Source organism: Micrococcus sp. 093350064-1, from assembly GCF_053627955.1.
The window spans coordinates 47,761-64,999 of record NZ_JBSEYU010000003.1; the positions used below are offsets into that span (position 1 = coordinate 47,761).

13 protein-coding genes are annotated in these 17,239 nt (G+C 73.1%); 10 read left to right on the forward strand and 3 right to left on the reverse strand.

Going from position 1 to position 17,239, the window contains the following annotated elements; translation table 11 throughout:
• The first annotated feature begins 36 nt into the window (after positions 1 to 36).
• The 4 genes from ACUW6W_RS04130 to ACUW6W_RS04145 all read left to right on the forward strand — a co-directional run bounded on the left by ACUW6W_RS04130 (position 37) and on the right by ACUW6W_RS04145 (position 3,682).
• Positions 37 to 675, forward strand: coding sequence for a SatD family protein (locus ACUW6W_RS04130; protein WP_041102708.1), 639 nt, complete (start codon positions 37 to 39; stop codon positions 673 to 675).
• Positions 672 to 1,391, forward strand: coding sequence for a hypothetical protein (locus tag ACUW6W_RS04135; protein ID WP_049147866.1), 720 nt, complete (start codon positions 672 to 674; stop codon positions 1,389 to 1,391). Before ACUW6W_RS04130 ends, ACUW6W_RS04135 begins: the two co-directional genes overlap by 4 nt.
• An 82-nt stretch (positions 1,392 to 1,473) precedes the next feature.
• Positions 1,474 to 2,406 carry a TerC/Alx family metal homeostasis membrane protein gene (locus ACUW6W_RS04140; RefSeq protein WP_049147867.1) on the forward strand — a complete coding sequence of 311 codons (933 nt, stop codon included), beginning with the start codon at positions 1,474 to 1,476 and terminating at the stop codon, positions 2,404 to 2,406.
• Positions 2,407 to 2,422: 16 nt separating this feature from the next.
• A complete protein-coding gene (locus ACUW6W_RS04145) occupies positions 2,423 to 3,682 on the forward strand; it encodes a TerC family protein (RefSeq protein WP_049147868.1) in 1,260 nt (419 codons plus the stop codon).
• Positions 3,683 to 3,735: 53 nt separating this feature from the next.
• On the opposite strand, the gene ACUW6W_RS04150 is transcribed toward ACUW6W_RS04145, so the two are convergent.
• Positions 3,736 to 5,202 carry an alpha/beta fold hydrolase gene (locus tag ACUW6W_RS04150; RefSeq protein WP_049147869.1) on the reverse strand — a complete coding sequence of 489 codons (1,467 nt, stop codon included), beginning with the start codon at positions 5,200 to 5,202 and terminating at the stop codon, positions 3,736 to 3,738.
• A gap of 32 nt (positions 5,203 to 5,234) precedes the next feature.
• Positions 5,235 to 7,868, reverse strand: a complete 2,634-nt coding sequence (locus ACUW6W_RS04155; RefSeq protein WP_454179845.1) for a DEAD/DEAH box helicase — start codon at positions 7,866 to 7,868, stop codon at positions 5,235 to 5,237.
• A 42-nt stretch (positions 7,869 to 7,910) separates the two neighbouring features.
• On the opposite strand from ACUW6W_RS04155, the gene ACUW6W_RS04160 reads away from it, so the two are divergent.
• Positions 7,911 to 8,834 carry a methyltransferase domain-containing protein gene (locus ACUW6W_RS04160; protein WP_036382741.1) on the forward strand — a complete coding sequence of 308 codons (924 nt, stop codon included), beginning with the start codon at positions 7,911 to 7,913 and terminating at the stop codon, positions 8,832 to 8,834.
• 30 nt (positions 8,835 to 8,864) lie between these two features.
• Here the strand turns inward: ACUW6W_RS04160 and ACUW6W_RS04165 are convergent, their stop codons facing one another.
• The gene (locus ACUW6W_RS04165) at positions 8,865 to 9,545 is read right to left on the reverse strand and encodes an MBL fold metallo-hydrolase (protein ID WP_036315309.1); all 681 of its coding nucleotides are present in this window, start codon (positions 9,543 to 9,545) and stop codon (positions 8,865 to 8,867) included.
• A gap of 114 nt (positions 9,546 to 9,659) precedes the next feature.
• Between ACUW6W_RS04165 and uvrA the strand changes: the two genes are divergently transcribed.
• From uvrA to ACUW6W_RS04190, 5 genes are read left to right on the forward strand one after another with little or no spacing between them, the layout of a single operon-like run.
• Positions 9,660 to 12,644, forward strand: coding sequence for an excinuclease ABC subunit UvrA (gene uvrA / locus ACUW6W_RS04170; protein ID WP_036315307.1), 2,985 nt, complete (start codon positions 9,660 to 9,662; stop codon positions 12,642 to 12,644).
• Between the two features lie 40 nt (positions 12,645 to 12,684).
• On the forward strand, positions 12,685 to 13,356 hold the full coding sequence (locus tag ACUW6W_RS04175) for a lysophospholipid acyltransferase family protein (RefSeq protein ID WP_036315306.1): 672 nt from the start codon (positions 12,685 to 12,687) through the stop codon (positions 13,354 to 13,356).
• Positions 13,349 to 15,274: an excinuclease ABC subunit UvrC gene (uvrC, locus tag ACUW6W_RS04180; RefSeq protein WP_036315391.1), complete on the forward strand. Its 1,926-nt coding sequence runs from the start codon at positions 13,349 to 13,351 to the stop codon at positions 15,272 to 15,274. The genes ACUW6W_RS04175 and uvrC overlap by 8 nt, the downstream gene beginning before the upstream one ends.
• A complete protein-coding gene (gene rapZ / locus ACUW6W_RS04185; RefSeq protein ID WP_036315303.1) occupies positions 15,271 to 16,167 on the forward strand; it encodes an RNase adapter RapZ in 897 nt (298 codons plus the stop codon). Before uvrC ends, rapZ begins: the two co-directional genes overlap by 4 nt.
• Positions 16,164 to 17,210, forward strand: a complete 1,047-nt coding sequence (locus ACUW6W_RS04190) for a gluconeogenesis factor YvcK family protein (protein WP_036315301.1) — start codon at positions 16,164 to 16,166, stop codon at positions 17,208 to 17,210. The genes rapZ and ACUW6W_RS04190 overlap by 4 nt, the downstream gene beginning before the upstream one ends.
• Positions 17,211 to 17,239: the final 29 nt, after the last annotated feature.

The window sequence follows — 17,239 nt, forward strand, 5'->3', positions numbered from 1 at the left end:
TGATGAATGTCGTCATATCAGTGATAGTGTGACGCCATGAGCGCAGCACCCCCGGTCGCGGCCGTGATCGCGGACATCGTCGGCTCCCGCGCCCTCCCGGACCGGGAGCGCGCGCAGGAGCAGATCCTGGCCGCCTTCGCGGCCGCGGAACAGGACGTCCCGCCGCTGCGCCCCGCCTGGGCCAGCGTCGGCGACGAGTTCCAGGCGCTGCACCGCACCTGGCCGGACGCGCTCCGGCTGACCGTCCGCGTCACGCTCGCCCTGCCCCCGGGCCTCGACCTGCGCTTCGGGATCGGCCTGGGGCAGCGGCGGGCCCTGGACGCCGGCGGAGACGGCATCGAGGACGGCACGGCCTGGTATCGGGCCCGCGAGGCCGTCGAGCGCGCCCACGAGCGGGCCGCCGGCGCCGCGACCGCCTTCCGTGCCGCGGACCCGTCCCTCACCGCCGCCGTGGACGGGCTCGTCCTGCTGCGCGACCACGTCCTCGGTCGGCTCAAGGCCCGCGAACGCCGGATCGCCGCCGCCCTGCTGGGCGGGGCGACCCAGGCGGAGGCCGCACGGGCGGAGCGGATCACGCAGTCCGCGGTGTCGCAGGCCGTCGCGCGGTCCGGGATCGACCGGCTGCTCGAGCTGGACGACGAGCTCGCCGCCGCGGCGACGGAGGTCGCGCCGTGACCGCCCTCGCACTGCTCGCCCTGGGGCTGCACGACCTGCTCGACGCCGTCCTGCCGGGCGCCTGGCCCGCCCCCCGGCGGCGGTGGCTGGCCCGGGCCGGCGCGGCCGTGGCCGCCGCCCTCGCCGCGGTGCTGGTGGCTGTCCTGGCGCCGACCGGCGTGGCCGTCGCGGTGGGCGGCGGCCTGGTGGCCCTCGGCCTGCTGATGGGCTGGACGTGGCTGCACCCGGACCGGCCGCTCGGGGTGGTCGCGGTGGTGGCCGCGGTCGGCCTCGTGGCCGTGCTCGAGTCGACCCTGGCGCCCGCGGGCCTGCGCTCCGCGCCCCCGGCCCTCACGCTGCTGGCGGTGGCGGTGGCGCTGACCGAGACCGGCAACCGGGTCACCCGCGCGGTCCTCGCCCTGGCGGGCCGGCTCGCCGACGGGGGCGACGAGGAGGCGGGGGACGCCGCGGCCGACGGCCTGCGCGGCGGCCGCTACATCGGGACCATGGAGCGGCTGCTCATGGTCGTGCTGGGGCTCGCGCAGGCCTATCCGGTGATCGCGGCCCTGATGGCGGCCAAGGGCATCGTGCGCTTCCCGGAGATCTCGGCGGACCGCGGAGCCGGCTCGCGCGCGGAGGAGTTCCTCATCGGCTCCCTCGCCAGCTGGGGCCTGGCCGCCGCCGGCGCCGTCGTCGTCTGGCTCGCCCTCGGCTTGACCGCCCCCGGCGCAGCCTGAGACCGGGCCCACCCGCATCCGCGCGCGGGGCCGCACCCGTCTAGACTGGCGCGGCCCCCACGAAAGGAACCCCTCCAAGGACGTGCTCTGTCCCGCCTTCGAGACCACGACCCTTGTGGTCCTCGGCGTCATCCTCCTGCTCGACCTGCTGTACGTCGCGCGCCGCCCCCACGAGCCCTCCATGAAGGAGGCCGGCCTGTGGATCGGGTTCTACGTGGCGCTGGCGCTGGTCTTCGCGGGGCTGCTCTTCGCGGGGCTGCTCTTCGCCCTGGGCGATGCGCAGCACGGCACCGAGTTCCTCGCCGGCTGGGTCACCGAGTACAGCCTCAGCGTGGACGACCTGTTCGTGTTCCTCATCATCATGGCCACGTTCCAGGTGCCCCGCCGCTACCAGCAGGAGGTGCTGATGGTGGGCATCATCATCGCGCTGATCGCCCGCGCGGTGTTCATCGCGGTCGGCGCCGTCGCCATCGAGCACCTGACGTGGGAGTTCTACATCTTCGGCGCCTTCCTGCTCTGGACCGCCTGGCAGCAGCTCAAGGACGACGGCGGGGACGAGGAGTCCGAGCCGGGCGTCGTGGCCCGCCTGACCCGCCGCCTCAACGTGGCGCCGGACTACGACGGCAACCGACTGCGCACCACCGTGGACGGCCGGCGCATGTTCACCCCCATGGTGGTCGTGTTCATCACGATCGGCCTGACGGACGTGATGTTCGCGGTGGACTCCATCCCGGCGATCTTCGGCCTCACCCAGAACTGGTTCATCGTCCTGACCGCCAATATCTTCGCCCTCATGGGCCTGCGCCAGCGGGCCCGACGACGCCCCGCTCCGCCCGCCGCGGGTCGGGGCGTCGTCGTGCGACCGGGTAGACTGACCGGCGACGTAGGGGAGTATCCCGAACACTGTGGACGTCAGCACGCCGCGGCCGCCGAGAGCGCGCCGCCGGCCGGACACAGGGGCCCGGGCCGCGGTCGCGGCGGGCGGAGAGACTTGCGGCACCGTCCTGACCCCTGACGCCGAGAGGTGACCCGTGGAAATCAACGGCCTGACCTGGGGCTTGACGATCGCGCTGATCGTCGGGCTCCTCGCGTTCGACTACTTCGCCCATGTCCGCAAGGCGCACACGCCGTCGATCCGGGAGGCCGCGATCTGGTCCGGCGTCTACGTCGGCCTCGCGCTCGTCTTCGGCCTCGTGTTCTTCGCCTTCGGCGACACCCAGCACGCGGTCGAGTACTACACCGGCTACCTGCTGGAGAAGGCGCTCAGCGTCGACAACCTGTTCGTCTTCCTGGTCATCATGGCCAGCTTTCGGGTGCCGCGCGAGTACCAGCAGAAGGTGCTCCTGTTCGGCATCACCTTCGCGCTGATCTCGCGCACCCTGTTCATCCTGCTGGGCGCCGCCGTCATCGCCGCGTGGTCCGACGTGTTCTACCTCTTCGGCCTGTTCCTGCTGATCATCGCCGGCGGCCAGCTCAAGGGCGAGATGTCCGGCGACGCCGAGGGCGCCCAGGACGAGGCGGACAACGTGATGGTCCGCCTGGTCAAGCGGTTCCTGCCCGCCTCCGAGCAGTTCGACGGCGACCGCCTCTTCACGACGGTGGACGGCAAGCGCCTCATGACGCCGATGCTCCTCGTGATGATCGCGATCGGCGCCACGGACATCCTCTTCGCCTTCGACTCCATCCCCGCGATCTTCGGCGTGACCCAGGAGGCGTACATCGTCTTCACCGCCACGGCGTTCTCGCTCATGGGCCTGCGCCAGCTGTACTTCCTGATCGACGGCCTGCTCGACCGCCTCGTCTACCTGGCCTACGGGCTCTCCGCGCTGCTGGCGTTCATCGGCGTGAAGCTGATCCTGCACGCCCTGCACGAGAACAACCTGCCGTTCATCAACGGCGGCGAGAACGTGCCCGTCGTCGAGATCCCCACGACGCTGTCCCTCGTGGTCGTCGTCGTGATCCTGGCGATCACCGTGGCGATCTCCCTGGCCTCGCCGAAGGGCCAGGCCCTGCGGGCGCTGCAGAACGCCGAGAAGTACTCGTACCGGTACTCGAAGCTGCCCGAGGACGCCGACCCGGCCGAGCGCGAGCGCGCCGCCGCCCTGATGGATCGCTGGACGGCCCGGGCCGAGGCCGTGGACCAGCGCTGGCGCGACCAGCTGCTCGAGCACAAGGACGCGTGGTCGGCCATCATCCGCACGGCCCACGAGACCCGGCTCGCCGATCCCCGTGACGACGACGCGCGCGGGGTCTCCGAGCAGATCGTGCGGCAGGACGGGCCCACCGTCTGAGCCGATCACGGCGCCGGGGGAGCCCTCCGCCGGCGCCCGGGCCCCCGGGCCGGTCAGTCGACCGGGTCGGGGGCCGTCGTCGTCCCGGCGCCGTCCGGCGCGGTCATCGCCAGGAGCCGGTCGAGGATCGCCGGCCCGTCGTCGGCGATGCCGTCGTGGTGGAAGGCGCCGGTCTCCCACACCCGCAGGCCGCGGACGCGCCGCGCGGTCTCGATCGAGAGGTCCCGGTCCACGTACACGTCGTCCGCGTAGACGGCGGCGGCCACGGGGACGGTGTTCTGCGCCAGGGAGGCCACGTCGTAGAGCGGGCCCCACTGCGTGCGCTCGGCGAGCAGCCGCGCCGTGCCGGCCAGGGGCCGCAGCCGGGGGTCGACCTCGACGGACCAGGGCATGACGTGTTCGCCCGTGGGCAGCGGGACCGTGGTCGCCTCCGGGTCGAAGTCCGGGTGCTCGGCGAGCATCCGGGACGCCGACCAGCCGGTGTCCGCCCGGCCGCCGGCCAGGTCCGCCGGCTGCGCGTAGATCGCCTCGTGCAGCACGGTGTAGAGCGGGTTGACGAGGCGGTCGTCCTGGTCGGCGACGGCGGCCAGGAACGTCTCGGACAGGCGCGGCGCGGGCCCGGTGCGGTCCACGGCCTCGGCGAGGACCCAGTGCAGGCGGTCCACGCGGGTGTTGCCGCCCAGCAGCATGCCCAGGGCCTGGGCCCGTCCCACGGTGAGCGGCCCGCCGCCGGGCAGGGGGATCGGGGCGCCCGCGTCCTCGGCGGCGCGGATCAGCCCCACGGCCTCCGCCCACGCGTCGCGGTCGGCCGGGTGCCGGTCGAAGAACTCCTCGGCGCGGGCCCGCATCCGGGCGTAGGTGGCCCGGTAGACCCGGTCGGCGTGGCCGGTGAGCGGGGCGAGGCCGCCGGTCACCAGGCTGCGCTGCAGGCCCTCGGGGTGGAAGGAGAGGTAGCTCAGCGTGCAGAACCCGCCGAAGCTCTGGCCCAGCGTGGTCCACGGCCCGGCGCCGAGGGCGAGGCGCAGCATCTCGGCGTCCCGCACGATCGAGGGCGCCCGCAGGTGCACCAGGTGCTCGGCGCGGGCCTCGTCCGTGGCGAAGGCGCCCGGGGCGGTCAGGGTCGCCACGGTGGCCGGGGTCGAGCGCCCCGTGCCGCGCTGGTCCAGCAGCAGCACGCGGTGGCTCTCGGCCAGCGCGCCGAGCCAGCCGCTCAGGCGCGCCGGGCGGGGCCCGGCACTGCCGGGGCCGCCCTGGAGGTACAGGGCCCAGGGACGCTCGCCCCCGGGGTCGTCCTTCGCCCGGATCTCCCGGGCGAAGACGGTCAACGTGCCGCGCCGGTGCGGCCCGACGCCGGTGCCCGCCGCGTCCTGCGCCTCGGCTTCGGCGAGGCCCAGCGCGTGGTCGATCGGCACCGTGAACCAGTGGTCCACCGTGACGGTGCCGTCGTAGAGCTCGGTGCGCTCGCCCACGCGGTGGCGGGCCGGCTCGAGCGGGGCGAAGCCGCGCGGGTCGCCCGCCACGGGCCGTCCTGCCGCCCGGGCGTCCCCGGCGCTCACAGGCCCCACCCGGACTCGGGCGCGCCCACGGAGACCACCCGGATCACGGGGTGGCCCGCCTCGTCGGAGGCGTCCAGGTCGACCACGGCGTTGATCCCGTGGTCCAGGTCCCCGTCGGGGTCCTTCAGGATCTGCCGCACCGCCCACCAGCGCGGGCCGGCCAGCTCCAGCGGGGCGGCGACGTCGGGGGCCGCGGTCACGCGGAACAGCTCGGGGCCACGCGCGGCGGGGCCGTCGTCGATGTCCTCGTGGTCGTCGAAGTAGGCGTCGAGGGCGTCGGCCCAGTCGTCGGCGGACAGGTCGCCGGACAGGCGCGCGAGCGCCTCGTCCCGCTCGTCGCCGAACAGGCGCACCCGCTGGAACATCGCGTTGCGGACCATCACCCGGAACACGGGCTCGTTGTCCGTCAGGCGAGGCGGCACCGGCGGCTCGAGCGCCTCCATGTCCCGGCGCAGCTCGTCGATGTCCCCGGCCACCAGGTCCTCCCACTCCTCCAGGAGGGACGAGTCGGTCTGCTTCACCATCTCGTCCAGCCAGTCCAGCAGCACCTGGAGCTCCTCGGTGCGGGCCGCTTCGGGCACCGTGTGGCGCAGCGCCTTGACCGCGTCCGTGAGGTAGCGCAGCAGCACGCCCTCGGACCGGGCGATCCCGTAGAACCGCACGTAGTCGCCGAAGCCCATGGCCCGCTCGAACATGTCGCGCACCACGGACTTGGGGGTCAGCTCGAACTCCGCGAGCCACGGGGCGTCCTGCCGGTAGAGCTCGAACTGCTGCTCGAGGAGCTCGGCCAGCGGCCGCGGGTGGGTGATCTCGTCGAGGGCCCGCATGCGGTCGTTGTAGTCCATGCCCTCGGCCTTCATGGCGGCCACGGCCTCGCCCTTGGCGTGCTTGACCTGGGCGGAGAGCACCTGGCGCGGCGGGTCGAGGGTCGCCTCGATCACGGAGACCACGTCGAGCGCGTGGTCGGGATCGGCCGGGTCCAGCAGGTCGAGCGCGGCGAGGGCGAAGGGGGAGAGCGGCTGGTTGAGCGCGAAGTCCGGCTGCAGGTCCACCGTGAGGTCCACGGTGCGGCCCTCGGCGTCCGGCTCGGGCAGACGCTCGACGACGCCCGTGGCCAGCAGCTCCCGGAAGATCCCGAGCGCGCGGCGCATGAGCACCGCCTGGCGGGCCGGGGTCTCGTGGGTGCCGCGCAGCAGGCGCCGGACCGCGATCACCGGGTCGCCGGGCCGGTCGAGGATGTTCAGCAGCATGGAGTGCGTGATCCGCATGCGGGAGACCAGCGGCTCCGGCTCGGCGGAGACGAGGCGCTCGAACGTCGCCGGCCCCCACGAGACGAAGCCGGCCGGCGGGGTCTTGCGCTTGCCGGACTTCACGGACTGCTTCATGCGCTTGGCCCGCTCGGCCTCGTCCTTGACGTTCGCGAACTTCGCCGCGGCCTTGCGCTCGGCCGCCTTGTTCTCGATCACGTGCTCGGGGGCCTGGACCACCACGGTGCCGGAGGTGTCGAAGCCGGCCCGGCCCGCCCGGCCGGCGATCTGGTGGAACTCGCGGGCCTGGAGCAGGCGGGTCTTCTCGCCGTCGAACTTGGAGAGCGCGGTGAGCAGCACGGTGCGGATCGGCACGTTGATCCCGACGCCCAGCGTGTCCGTGCCGCAGATGACCTTGAGCAGCCCGTCCTGGGCCAGCTTCTCCACGAGGCGGCGGTACTTGGGCAGCATGCCCGCGTGGTGCACGCCGATGCCCGCCCGGACGAGGCGGTTCAGGGTGTGCCCGAAGCCCGCGGAGAAGCGGAAGCCGGCGATCCGCGCGGCGATCGCCTCCTTCTCCTCCCTGGACGTCACCGAGATCGAGGACAGACCCTGGGCCGTCTCCACGGCGTCCAGCTGCGAGAAGTGCACGATGTACACCGGTGCCTGGTGGGTGCCCACGAGCTCCTCGATCTTCTCCTGCAGCGGCACCTCGGACCACTCGAACGTCAGCGGGATGGGGCGCTGCGCGTGGGCGACGACGGCGACCTCGCGCCCGGTGCGCTCGGTCAGGTCCGCCTCGAGGCGGGTCGTGTCGCCGAGGGTGGCCGACATCAGCAGGAACCGGGCCTGCGGCAGCTCGAGGAGGGGCACCTGCCAGGCCCAGCCGCGGGAGGGGTCCGCGTAGTAGTGGAACTCGTCCATCACCACGGTGCCGATCTCCATGCCCGAGCCCTCGCGCAGCGCGCGGTTGGCGAGGATCTCGGCCGTGCAGCAGATGATCGGCGCGTCACCGTTGACGGTGGAGTCACCCGTGACCATGCCCACGTTCTCCGCGCCGAACACGTCCACCAGCGCGAAGAACTTCTCCGAGACGAGCGCCTTGATCGGCGCCGTGTAGTAGGAGACGGCGTCGTGGGCGAGCGCGTCGGCGTGCGCGGCCAGCGCCACCAGGGACTTGCCGGAGCCGGTGGGCGTCGCCAGGATCACGTGCCGGCCCTGGACCAGCTCGAGGGCGGCCTCCTCCTGGGCGGGGTAGAGCGAGATCCCGCGGTCCTCGGTCCAGGCCGCGAAGGCCCCGAAGACGTCGTCGGCGTCCGGGGCCGGCGGGAGCGCGTCGATGCGGTCGGTCAGCGAGGGCGGGTTCGTGGCGGCAGAAGTCATCGCCCCCAGGGTATCGGCCGCTCCGCGCGATACGGTGCCGCCATGAGTCAGATCGCGCCCGAGAGCCCGCACCCGGACACCGACGCCGTCGTGGGGGACGTGACCGGCCGACAGGGCGGGGGGTTCACCTGGGATCCCGCGCAGTACGAGGGCTTCGCCGAACACCGCGCCCGCCCCTTCCACGACCTGGTGGGGCGCGTGCGCGCCGAGGCCCCGCGCGTCGTGGTGGACCTGGGCTGCGGCCCGGGGACCCTGACCCGGACGCTGGCCGAGCGCTGGCCGGACGCCGAGGTGATCGGTCTGGACGACTCGCCCGCCATGCTGGAGCGGGCCCGGGAGCAGGCGGCCCGCACGGGCGCCCCCGCCAACCTGCGCTTCGAGGCGGTCGACGCCTCGCAGTGGCGCCCGTCGGGGGCGACGGACGTCGTGGTGTCCAACGCGATGCTCCAGTGGATCCCGACGCACCGTCGCCTGATCCGGCGCTGGCTCGGGGACCTCACGCCGGGGGCGTGGTTCGCGGCGCAGATCCCGCGGCCCTACGAGCAGCCCTCCCACGCGGCGATCGTGGCGCTGGCGGAGGACCCGGCCTTCTCCGAGCCGCTGCACGGGGTGGCGACGACCCGCACCGTGGCGCCGCCCGAGGAGTACACGCGGCTGTTCCTCGAGGCGGGGTGGTCCCCGGTCGTCTGGGAGACGGAGTACCAGCAGGTGCTGACGGGCGAGGACCCGGTGTTCCGGTGGACCTCCGGCGCGGCCCTGCGACCGAGCCTGCAGGCCCTGGCCCGCTGGGACGCCGAGGAGGGCGCCGCCGAGGGCGCCGGGCTGCTCGAGGCGTTCGTGGACCGGTACCGCGCCGCCATGCGCGAGGCGTACCCGCCGGTGCCCGGTGTCACGGCCGACGACGGCGGCCCGGTCACGATCTTCCCGGCCCGGCGCCTGTTCATGGCGGGGCAGAAGCCGGCCTGACGCTGGGCCCGGGACCGCCCGGGCGCACCGTCACCAGCCGCGCTCGGCCCACTCCGGCAGGTGGGGGCGCTCGGCGCCCAGGGTCGTGGAGGCGCCGTGGCCGGGGTGGACCACCACGTCGTCGTCGAACGCGTCGAAGATCCGATCGCTCACGTCCGTGAACAGCTGACGGAACCGGCCGTCGTCGCCCTCGGTGTTGCCCACCCCGCCCGGGAAGAGGGAGTCGCCGGTGAAGAGCACGGCCGGCTCGTCCGCCTCGGGGCGGCACACCAGCGCGATGGACCCGGGCGTGTGGCCGCGCAGGGCCACCACCTCGAGCCGGAGCCCGTCCGCCCCCACGGTGTCCCCGTGGCGCAGGCGCACGTCGGGGGCGACCCCCGTGGCCTCGGCGATCGCGTCGGCGTCGTCCTCGCCGGCCGCCGTGCGGGCCCCGGTCAGGGAGGCCAGCGCCGGCAACGCGCGCACGTGGTCCCAGTGTCGATGCGTGGTGACGATCATCTCGAGGCGCGGCTCGCACGGGGTGTCGTCCGCGGCCGAGGCGATGAGGTCGCGGATGGCCTCGGCCTCGGCGGCGGCGTCGATCAGCACCTGCGCCCCCGTGGTCTTGGAGGTGAGCAGGTACACGTTGTTGTCCATCTCCGACACGGAGCAGGTGCGCACCGTGACGGCGGGCAGATCGTGCAGGAGGCGGTTCCGGGCGGTCTCGGGCATGCGCAACAGTGTACGGACGGGGCGGTGAGGCGCCAGGGCGGGCCCGGCCCGCGGTGGGTTCGCCCACAGGCGAGACCCCGGTGTCGTGTCCGTACCCGCCCCTATGCTGGCCGCGTGCCCAAGAACTCCTCCACCACCGTCTCCTCCGCCGTCGAGGCCCACCCCGGCGGCCTCGCCTCCGGCCCCGGCGGCGCGCGCTCGGGCGAGCGGGACCGCATCGTCGTCCAGGGCGCCCGCGAGCACAACCTGAAGGACGTGGACGTCAGCTTCCCGCGGGACGCCATGGTCGTGTTCACGGGTCTGTCCGGCTCGGGCAAGTCCTCCCTGGCCTTCGACACGATCTTCGCCGAGGGCCAGCGACGCTACGTCGAGTCGCTCTCCTCCTACGCCCGCATGTTCCTGGGCCGGGTGGACAAGCCGGACGTGGACTTCATCGAGGGCCTGTCCCCGGCCGTGTCCATCGACCAGAAGTCGACCAACCGCAACCCGCGCTCCACGGTGGGGACCATCACCGAGATCTACGACTACATGCGCCTGCTCTGGGCGCGTGTCGGGGTGCCGCACTGCCCGCAGTGCGGCGAGCCGGTGAGCCGGCAGACCCCGCAGCAGATCGTGGACCAGCTCGAGGAGCTGCCCGAGCGCACCCGCTTCCAGGTGCTCGCGCCCGTGGTCCGCGGCCGCAAGGGCGAGTTCGTGGACCTGTTCAAGGACCTGTCCACGCAGGGCTTCGCCCGCGCCGTCGTGGACGGGGAGACCGTCCAGCTCTCGGACCCGCCCGTGCTGAAGAAGCAGGTCAAGCACACCATCGCCGTCGTCGTGGACCGCCTCGCCATGAAGGAGGGCATCCGCCAGCGCCTCACCGACTCGGTGGAGACCGCCCTGAAGCTGGCGGACGGCCTCGTCGTGGCCGAGTTCGTGGACGTGGAGCCGGTCGCCGAGAAGGGCAGGAAGAACACCGCGGAGTTCGGCGGGCGGGACGCCGAGGGCAACCCCCGGTACCGCTCGTTCTCCGAGAAGCTCTCCTGCCCCAACGGGCACGAGCAGACCGTGGACGAGATCGAGCCGCGCTCGTTCTCCTTCAACAACCCGTTCGGCGCGTGCCCCGAGTGCACCGGCATCGGCTCCCGTCTGCAGGTGGACCCGGACCTCGTCGTCGCCAACGACGAGCTGTCCCTGCGCGAGGGCGCCGTCGTGCCGTGGTCGCTCGGCAAGTCCACCTCGGACTACTGGCTGCGCGTGCTCGGCGGGCTGGGCAAGGAGATGGGCTTCTCCCTGGACACCCCGTGGAAGGACCTGACGGAGGCGGAGCGCGACGCCGTCCTGCACGGCAAGGACTTCAAGGTGGAGGTGACGTTCCGCAACCGGTTCGGCCGCGAGCGCCGCTACACCACGGGCTTCGAGGGCGTCATCCCCTACGTGATGCGCAAGCACGGGGAGACCGAGTCGGACGGCGCCCGCGAGCGCTACGAGTCGTTCATGCGGGAGATCCCGTGCCCGGCGTGCCACGGGGCCCGCCTCAACCCCACGGTCCTGAACGTGCTCGTGGGCGGCCTGTCCATCGCGGACGCCACCCGCCTGCCCATGCGGGAGGCCATGGAGTTCTTCTCGGGGCTGCGGCTGACGGACCGGGAGCGGCAGATCGCGGACCAGGTGCTCAAGGAGATCCTGGCCCGGCTGGCGTTCCTGCTGGACGTCGGCCTGGAGTACCTCAACCTGGAGCGGCCGGCCGGCACCCTCTCTGGAGGCGAGGCCCAGCGCATCCGCCTGGCCACGCAGATCGGCTCCGGGCTGGTCGGCGTCCTCTACGTGCTCGACGAGCCGTCCATCGGCCTGCACCAGCGGGACAACCGCCGCCTCATCGAGACCCTCCTGCGCCTGCGGGACCTCGGCAACACCCTCATCGTCGTCGAGCACGACGAGGACACGATCGCCGAGGCGGACTGGATCGTGGACATCGGTCCTCGCGCGGGCGAGCACGGGGGCGAGGTCGTGCACTCGGGCTCCCTGGCGGATCTCAAGGCGAACACGCGGTCCGTCACCGGCGACTACCTCTCCGGGCGCCGCTCCATCGCGGTGCCGGAGCGGCGTCGCGTCCCGGAGAAGGGGCGCGTGCTGACGGTCCGCGGCGCCCAGGAGAACAACCTGAAGGACGTCTCGGTGGAGGTCCCGCTCGGGGTCCTCACGGCCGTGACGGGTGTGTCCGGCTCGGGCAAGTCCACGCTGATCAACGAGATCCTCTACAAGGTCCTGGCCAACCGGCTCAACGGCGCCAAGCTCGTGCCCGGCCGGCACCGGTCCGTGGAGGGGCTCGAGCACCTGGACAAGGTGGTCCACGTGGACCAGAGCCCCATCGGGCGCACGCCGCGCTCCAACCCCGCCACCTACACCGGCGTGTTCGACGCGATCCGCAAGCTCTTCGCAGAGACCCCCGAGGCGAAGGTCCGGGGCTACCAGCAGGGCCGGTTCTCCTTCAACATCAAGGGCGGGCGCTGCGAGGCGTGCGCGGGGGACGGCACGCTGAAGATCGAGATGAACTTCCTGCCGGACGTCTACGTGCCGTGCGAGGTGTGCCACGGGGCCCGGTACAACCGGGAGACGCTCGAGGTCACCTACAAGGGCAAGAACATCGCCGAGGTCCTCGACATGCCGATCGAGGAGGCCGCGGACTTCTTCAGCGCGTACACCCGCATCTCGCGGTACCTGGACACGCTCGTCGACGTCGGTCTGGGCTACGTCCGCCTGGGCCAGCCCGCCACCACGCTCTCGGGCGGCGAGGCCCAGCGCGTGAAGCTGGCGGCCGAGCTCCAGAAGCGCTCCAACGGCCGCACCATCTACGTGCTGGACGAGCCGACCACGGGGCTGCACTTCGACGACATCCGCAAGCTCCTGCACGTGCTCCAGTCCCTCGTGGACAAGGGCAACACGGTGCTCACCATCGAGCACAACCTCGACGTGATCAAGAGTGCCGACCACGTGATCGACCTCGGCCCCGAGGGCGGCTCCGGGGGCGGCACGATCGTGGCCGCGGGCACGCCGGAGGAGGTCGCACACGTCGCGGAGAGCCACACGGGCCGGTTCCTCGCGGAACTGCTCGCGTAGCATGGACCCCGCCCACGCAGGACGCGGACGAAGGAGAGCCATGGCGACGTCGGAGCCCGTGCGCAGGAGCGCCGCCGCGCTCCTGCGGCTCACCTGCCGCCCCGAGGTCGTCGGCATGGAGCACGTCCCTGCGCGGGGCCCCTTCGTCATGGCCTCCAACCACCTGTCCTTCGTCGACTCGGTGATCCTCCAGGCCCTCGCCCCCCGCCCGGTCCACTTCTTCGCCAAGGAGGAGTACTTCACGGGCACGGGCCTGCGGGGCCGCGTCCGGCGGCGGTTCTTCGAGTCCGTGGGCTCCGTCCCCGTCCGCCGGGGCGAGCAGGCCGCCTCCGTGGCCGCGCTCGAGTCCCTCGTGGGCCTGCTCGAGTCCGGCCAGGGCGTCGGCATCTACCCGGAGGGCACCCGCAGCCGCGACGGCCGCCTCTACCGCGGCCGCACCGGTGCGGCCTGGCTGGCCCTGGCCACCGGCGCACCCGTGGTGCCCGTGGGCCTCGTCGGCACGCAGCACCTCCAGCCGCCGGACACGAACGGCTTCCGTCCCCACCGGTTCTCCGTGCGCGTGGGCGCGCCCCTGGACTTCGGCCACCCCGGGCGTCGACACACCCTGCCGCAGCGCCGCGACGCGACGGCGGCGATCATGGACGCCATCGGCGCGCTCTCGGGGCAGGAGCGGGTGGACGCCTACAACGCCGCCCCGGGTGCCCGTGGCTGATCCGGCCTCCTACCGCCCGGCTCCGGGCGAGATCTCCACGTCGCCCGGCGTCTACCGCTTCCGCGACGCGGACGGACGCGTCGTCTACGTCGGCAAGGCGAAGAACCTGCGCGCCCGCCTGAGCTCCTATTTCCAGGACCCCGCCCGGCTGGCCACCAAGACCCGGACCATGGTGTTCACGGCGGCCGCGGTCGAGTGGACCGTCGTCGGCTCCGAGCTGGAGGCGCTCCAGCTCGAGTACACGTGGATCAAGGAGTACCGCCCCCGGTTCAACATCATGTACCGGGACGACAAGTCGTACCCGTACCTGGCCGTGACCATGAACGAGCAGTTCCCGCGCGTCCAGGTGATGCGCGGCGACCGGAAGCCCGGCGTGAAGTACTTCGGCCCGTTCCACCCGGCCAAGGCGATCCGCGAGACCGTGGACCTGATGCTGCGCGTCTTCCCGGTCCGCACGTGCTCGGCCGGCGTGTTCAAGCGGGCCCGCGCCCAGGACCGGCCGTGCCTGCTCGGCTACATCGGCAAGTGCTCGGCGCCCTGCGTGGGCCGGATCAGCCCGGCGGACCATCGCGCGCTGGCCCAGGACTTCTGCGACTTCATGGCCGGGGACGCGAACCGGTTCATCCGCGAGCTGGAGAAGGCCATGGCCCGTGCCGTCGAGGAGCTGCGCTACGAGGACGCGGCCCGGCTGCGGGACGACATCGCCGCGCTGCGCCGCGTGTTCGAGCGCAACGCCGTGGTGCTGCCGGAGAACACGGAGGCGGACATCTTCGCCCTGCACGCGGACGAGCTGGAGGTCGCGGTGCAGGTGTTCCACGTCCGGCAGGGACGCATCCGCGGCCAGCGCGGCTGGGTCATGGAGCGCGTGGAGGACGTCGCCGAGCCGGAGATGGTCGCGCACCTGCTCCAGCAGGTCTACGGCGACCTCGAGGGGCCGGAGCGCATCCCGCACGAGATCCTCGTCCCGGTCGAGCCCGACGACGCCGCACAGCTCACCGAGTGGCTCTCGGGCCTGCGCGGGTCCCGGGTCGCCGTGCGCGTGCCCCGGCGGGGCTCGAAGGCGGACCTCATGGAGACCGTCCGGGAGAACGCGGAGATGGCCCTCAAGCTGCACAAGTCGCGGCGGTCCGGGGACCTCACCACCCGCTCCGCCGCCCTGCGGGAGCTGCAGGAGGCCCTGGAGATCACCGAGCCCCTGCTGCGCATCGAGTGCTACGACATCTCCCACTCCCAGGGCACCAACGTGGTCGGCTCGATGGTCGTCATGGAGGACGGGCTGCCGAAGAAGAAGGACTACCGCCGCTTCAACGTCACGGGGGAGGCCGCCCGGGACGACACGGCGTCCCTGCGCGACGTCCTGCGGCGCCGCTTCGCCCGCCTGGCCAAGGAGCGCGCGGAGGGCGCCCCGCTCTCCGGTCAGGTCGAGGGGGACGATCAGGAGGCGGGGCGCCGCTTCGCGTACCCGCCCTCGCTCGTGGTGGTCGACGGCGGCCCGCCCCAGGTGGCCGCGGCCGCGGCGGTCCTCGAGGAGCTGGGCCTGGACGACCTGCCCGTGGTCGGGCTGGCCAAGCGGCTCGAGGAGGTGTGGCTGCCGGGCGACGAGTTCCCGGTGGTCCTGCCGCGCACCTCGGAGGGCCTGTACCTGCTCCAGCGCATCCGTGACGAGTCGCACCGGTTCGCGATCGCGGGCCACCGCAGCCGGCGGTCCAAGGCGATGACCGTCTCCGCCCTGGACGGGATCCCGGGCCTGGGCCCGGCCAAGCGCACCGCGCTGCTGAACCACTTCGGCTCCGTCGCCGAGATCCGGGCCGCCGGCGTGGACCGGCTGACCGAGGTCGCCGGCATCGGGCCGCGGCTGGCCGAGGCCGTCCACACGGCGCTCACGGCCGACACGCCCGCGGATACAGTGGAGTCATGACCGAGGAGACCCTCCAGCCGGAGAAGCCGCCGACATCCGAGGTGCTCGTGATCGCCGGGATGTCCGGCGCCGGACGGACCACCGCCGCGCACGCGCTCGAGGACCACGGCTGGGACGTGGTGGAGAACATGCCGCCGGCCCTGTTCGGCACGCTGGCCGAGCTCATCGCCCGCTCGCCGGAGGCGTTCCCGCGCCTGGCGATCGTGGTGGACGTGCGCTCGCGCTCCTACTTCGAGGAGCTGTACGCCGCCCTGCAGCACCTGGCCAACAGCGGAGTGGAGTATCGCACCGTGTTCCTCGATGCGGAGGACCACGTCCTCCTGCAACGCTTCGAGGCCGGCCGCCGCCCCCACCCGATGCAGGGCAACGCCCGGCTGCTGGACGGCATCCGCGCGGAGCGGGACGTCGTCGAGCCGCTCAAGGCGCGTGCCGACGTCGTGGTGGACACCACCGAGCTGAACGTGCACGGCCTGGCCACGGAGATCACCGAGCTGTTCTCGGAGTCCGGCCCCGTCACGCTGCGCCTGACCATCATGAGCTTCGGGTTCAAGTACGGCGTCCCGGCGGACGCGAACTTCGTGGCGGACATGCGCTTCATCCCCAACCCCCACTGGGTGCCGGCGCTGCGTCCGCACACGGGCACGGAGGCCGCGGTCGCGGACTACGTGCTCTCCCGCCCCGGTGTCGAGGACTTCCTGCGCACGTACGTCGCCATGCTGGGGCCGGTGTTCGAGGGCTACCGGCGGGAGAACAAGCACTACGCCACGCTCGCCATCGGCTGCACGGGCGGCAAGCACCGCTCCGTGGCCGTCGCCGAGGAGCTGGCCCGGCGCCTGGCCCAGGTGCCCCACGTCACGGTGCACGTCCAGCACCGGGACATGGGGCGCGAATGACGTCCCCGCTCACCGGCCAACTGCCCCTGCCGCCCGGGATGGGTTCGGAAGGGCGCGGGGTGGGTGCGGGCATGTCCCGCCCCACGGCCCGCGTCACCGCCCTCGGCGGCGGCCACGGCCTCTCCGCGTCCCTCGCGGCCCTGCGGCACGTGGCCGGGCACCTCACGGCCATCGTCACGGTGGCGGACGACGGTGGCTCCTCCGGCACCATCCGCCGGGAGATGGCGGTGCTGCCGCCCGGCGACCTCCGCATGGCGCTGGCCGCCCTGTGCGACGACACCGACTGGGGTCGGACCTGGGCCCACGTCATGCAGCACCGCTTCCGCTCCACCGAGGTGCCCGCCGACCAGGCCACCCTGGACAACCACGCGCTCGGGAACCTCCTGATCGTCGCCCTCTGGGAGCTGCTGGGCGACCCGGTGGACGGGCTGCGCTGGGCCGGCGCCCTGCTGCGGGCGCACGGTGAGGTCCTGCCGGTCTCGCGGGTGCCGCTGACCATCGGCGGGGACGTGCTCAGCGCCGGCCCGGACGGCCGCCTGCGCACCCGATGCGTGGAGGGCCAGGTGGCCCTCGCGGTCGCCGCGTTCGAGGGGCGCGTCACCGACGTCCGCCTGAGCCCGTCCGACGCCCCCGCCACCCCGGAGGCGCTCTCGGCGATCGAGCTGGCCGACTGGGTGGTGCTCGGACCCGGCTCGCTGTACACGTCGGTGCTGCCGCACCTGCTGATGCCGGACGTGCGCGCGGCCCTCGCCGCCACCACCGCCCGGCGCCTCATGGTGCTGAACCTGCGCACGGGAGACCAGGAGACCACCGGCCTCACCCACGCCGACCACCTCAAGGTGCTGCGCTCCTATGCGCCGGACCTCCGGCTGGACGTGGTGATCGCCGACGTGGACGCGGTCACCGACCGGGCGGCGGTGGAGGCCGAGGCGGCCCGGATGGGCGCGCGCGTGGCGTTCAGTAGAGTGAGCAGTGCCCAGGATCCCCAGGTCCACGACCCGCTGCGCCTGGCCGTCGCGATCGACGAGGCGATGACCCACTGACGCGCGCACCTCGCCGAGAAGGAGCACGA

Excerpts from the sequence above, each read along its gene's own strand:
- rapZ (WP_036315303.1), top strand. The coding sequence starts at position 15,271 with ATGACCGAGGAGACCCTCCAGCCGGAGAAGCCGCCGACATCCGAGGTG.
- ACUW6W_RS04155 (WP_454179845.1), bottom strand. The coding sequence starts at position 7,868 with ATGACTTCTGCCGCCACGAACCCGCCCTCGCTGACCGACCGCATCGAC.
- ACUW6W_RS04190 (WP_036315301.1), top strand. The coding sequence starts at position 16,164 with ATGACGTCCCCGCTCACCGGCCAACTGCCCCTGCCGCCCGGGATGGGT.
- ACUW6W_RS04160 (WP_036382741.1), top strand. The coding sequence starts at position 7,911 with ATGAGTCAGATCGCGCCCGAGAGCCCGCACCCGGACACCGACGCCGTC.
- ACUW6W_RS04175 (WP_036315306.1), top strand. The coding sequence starts at position 12,685 with ATGGCGACGTCGGAGCCCGTGCGCAGGAGCGCCGCCGCGCTCCTGCGG.
- ACUW6W_RS04130 (WP_041102708.1), top strand. The coding sequence starts at position 37 with ATGAGCGCAGCACCCCCGGTCGCGGCCGTGATCGCGGACATCGTCGGC.
- ACUW6W_RS04165 (WP_036315309.1), bottom strand. The coding sequence starts at position 9,545 with ATGCCCGAGACCGCCCGGAACCGCCTCCTGCACGATCTGCCCGCCGTC.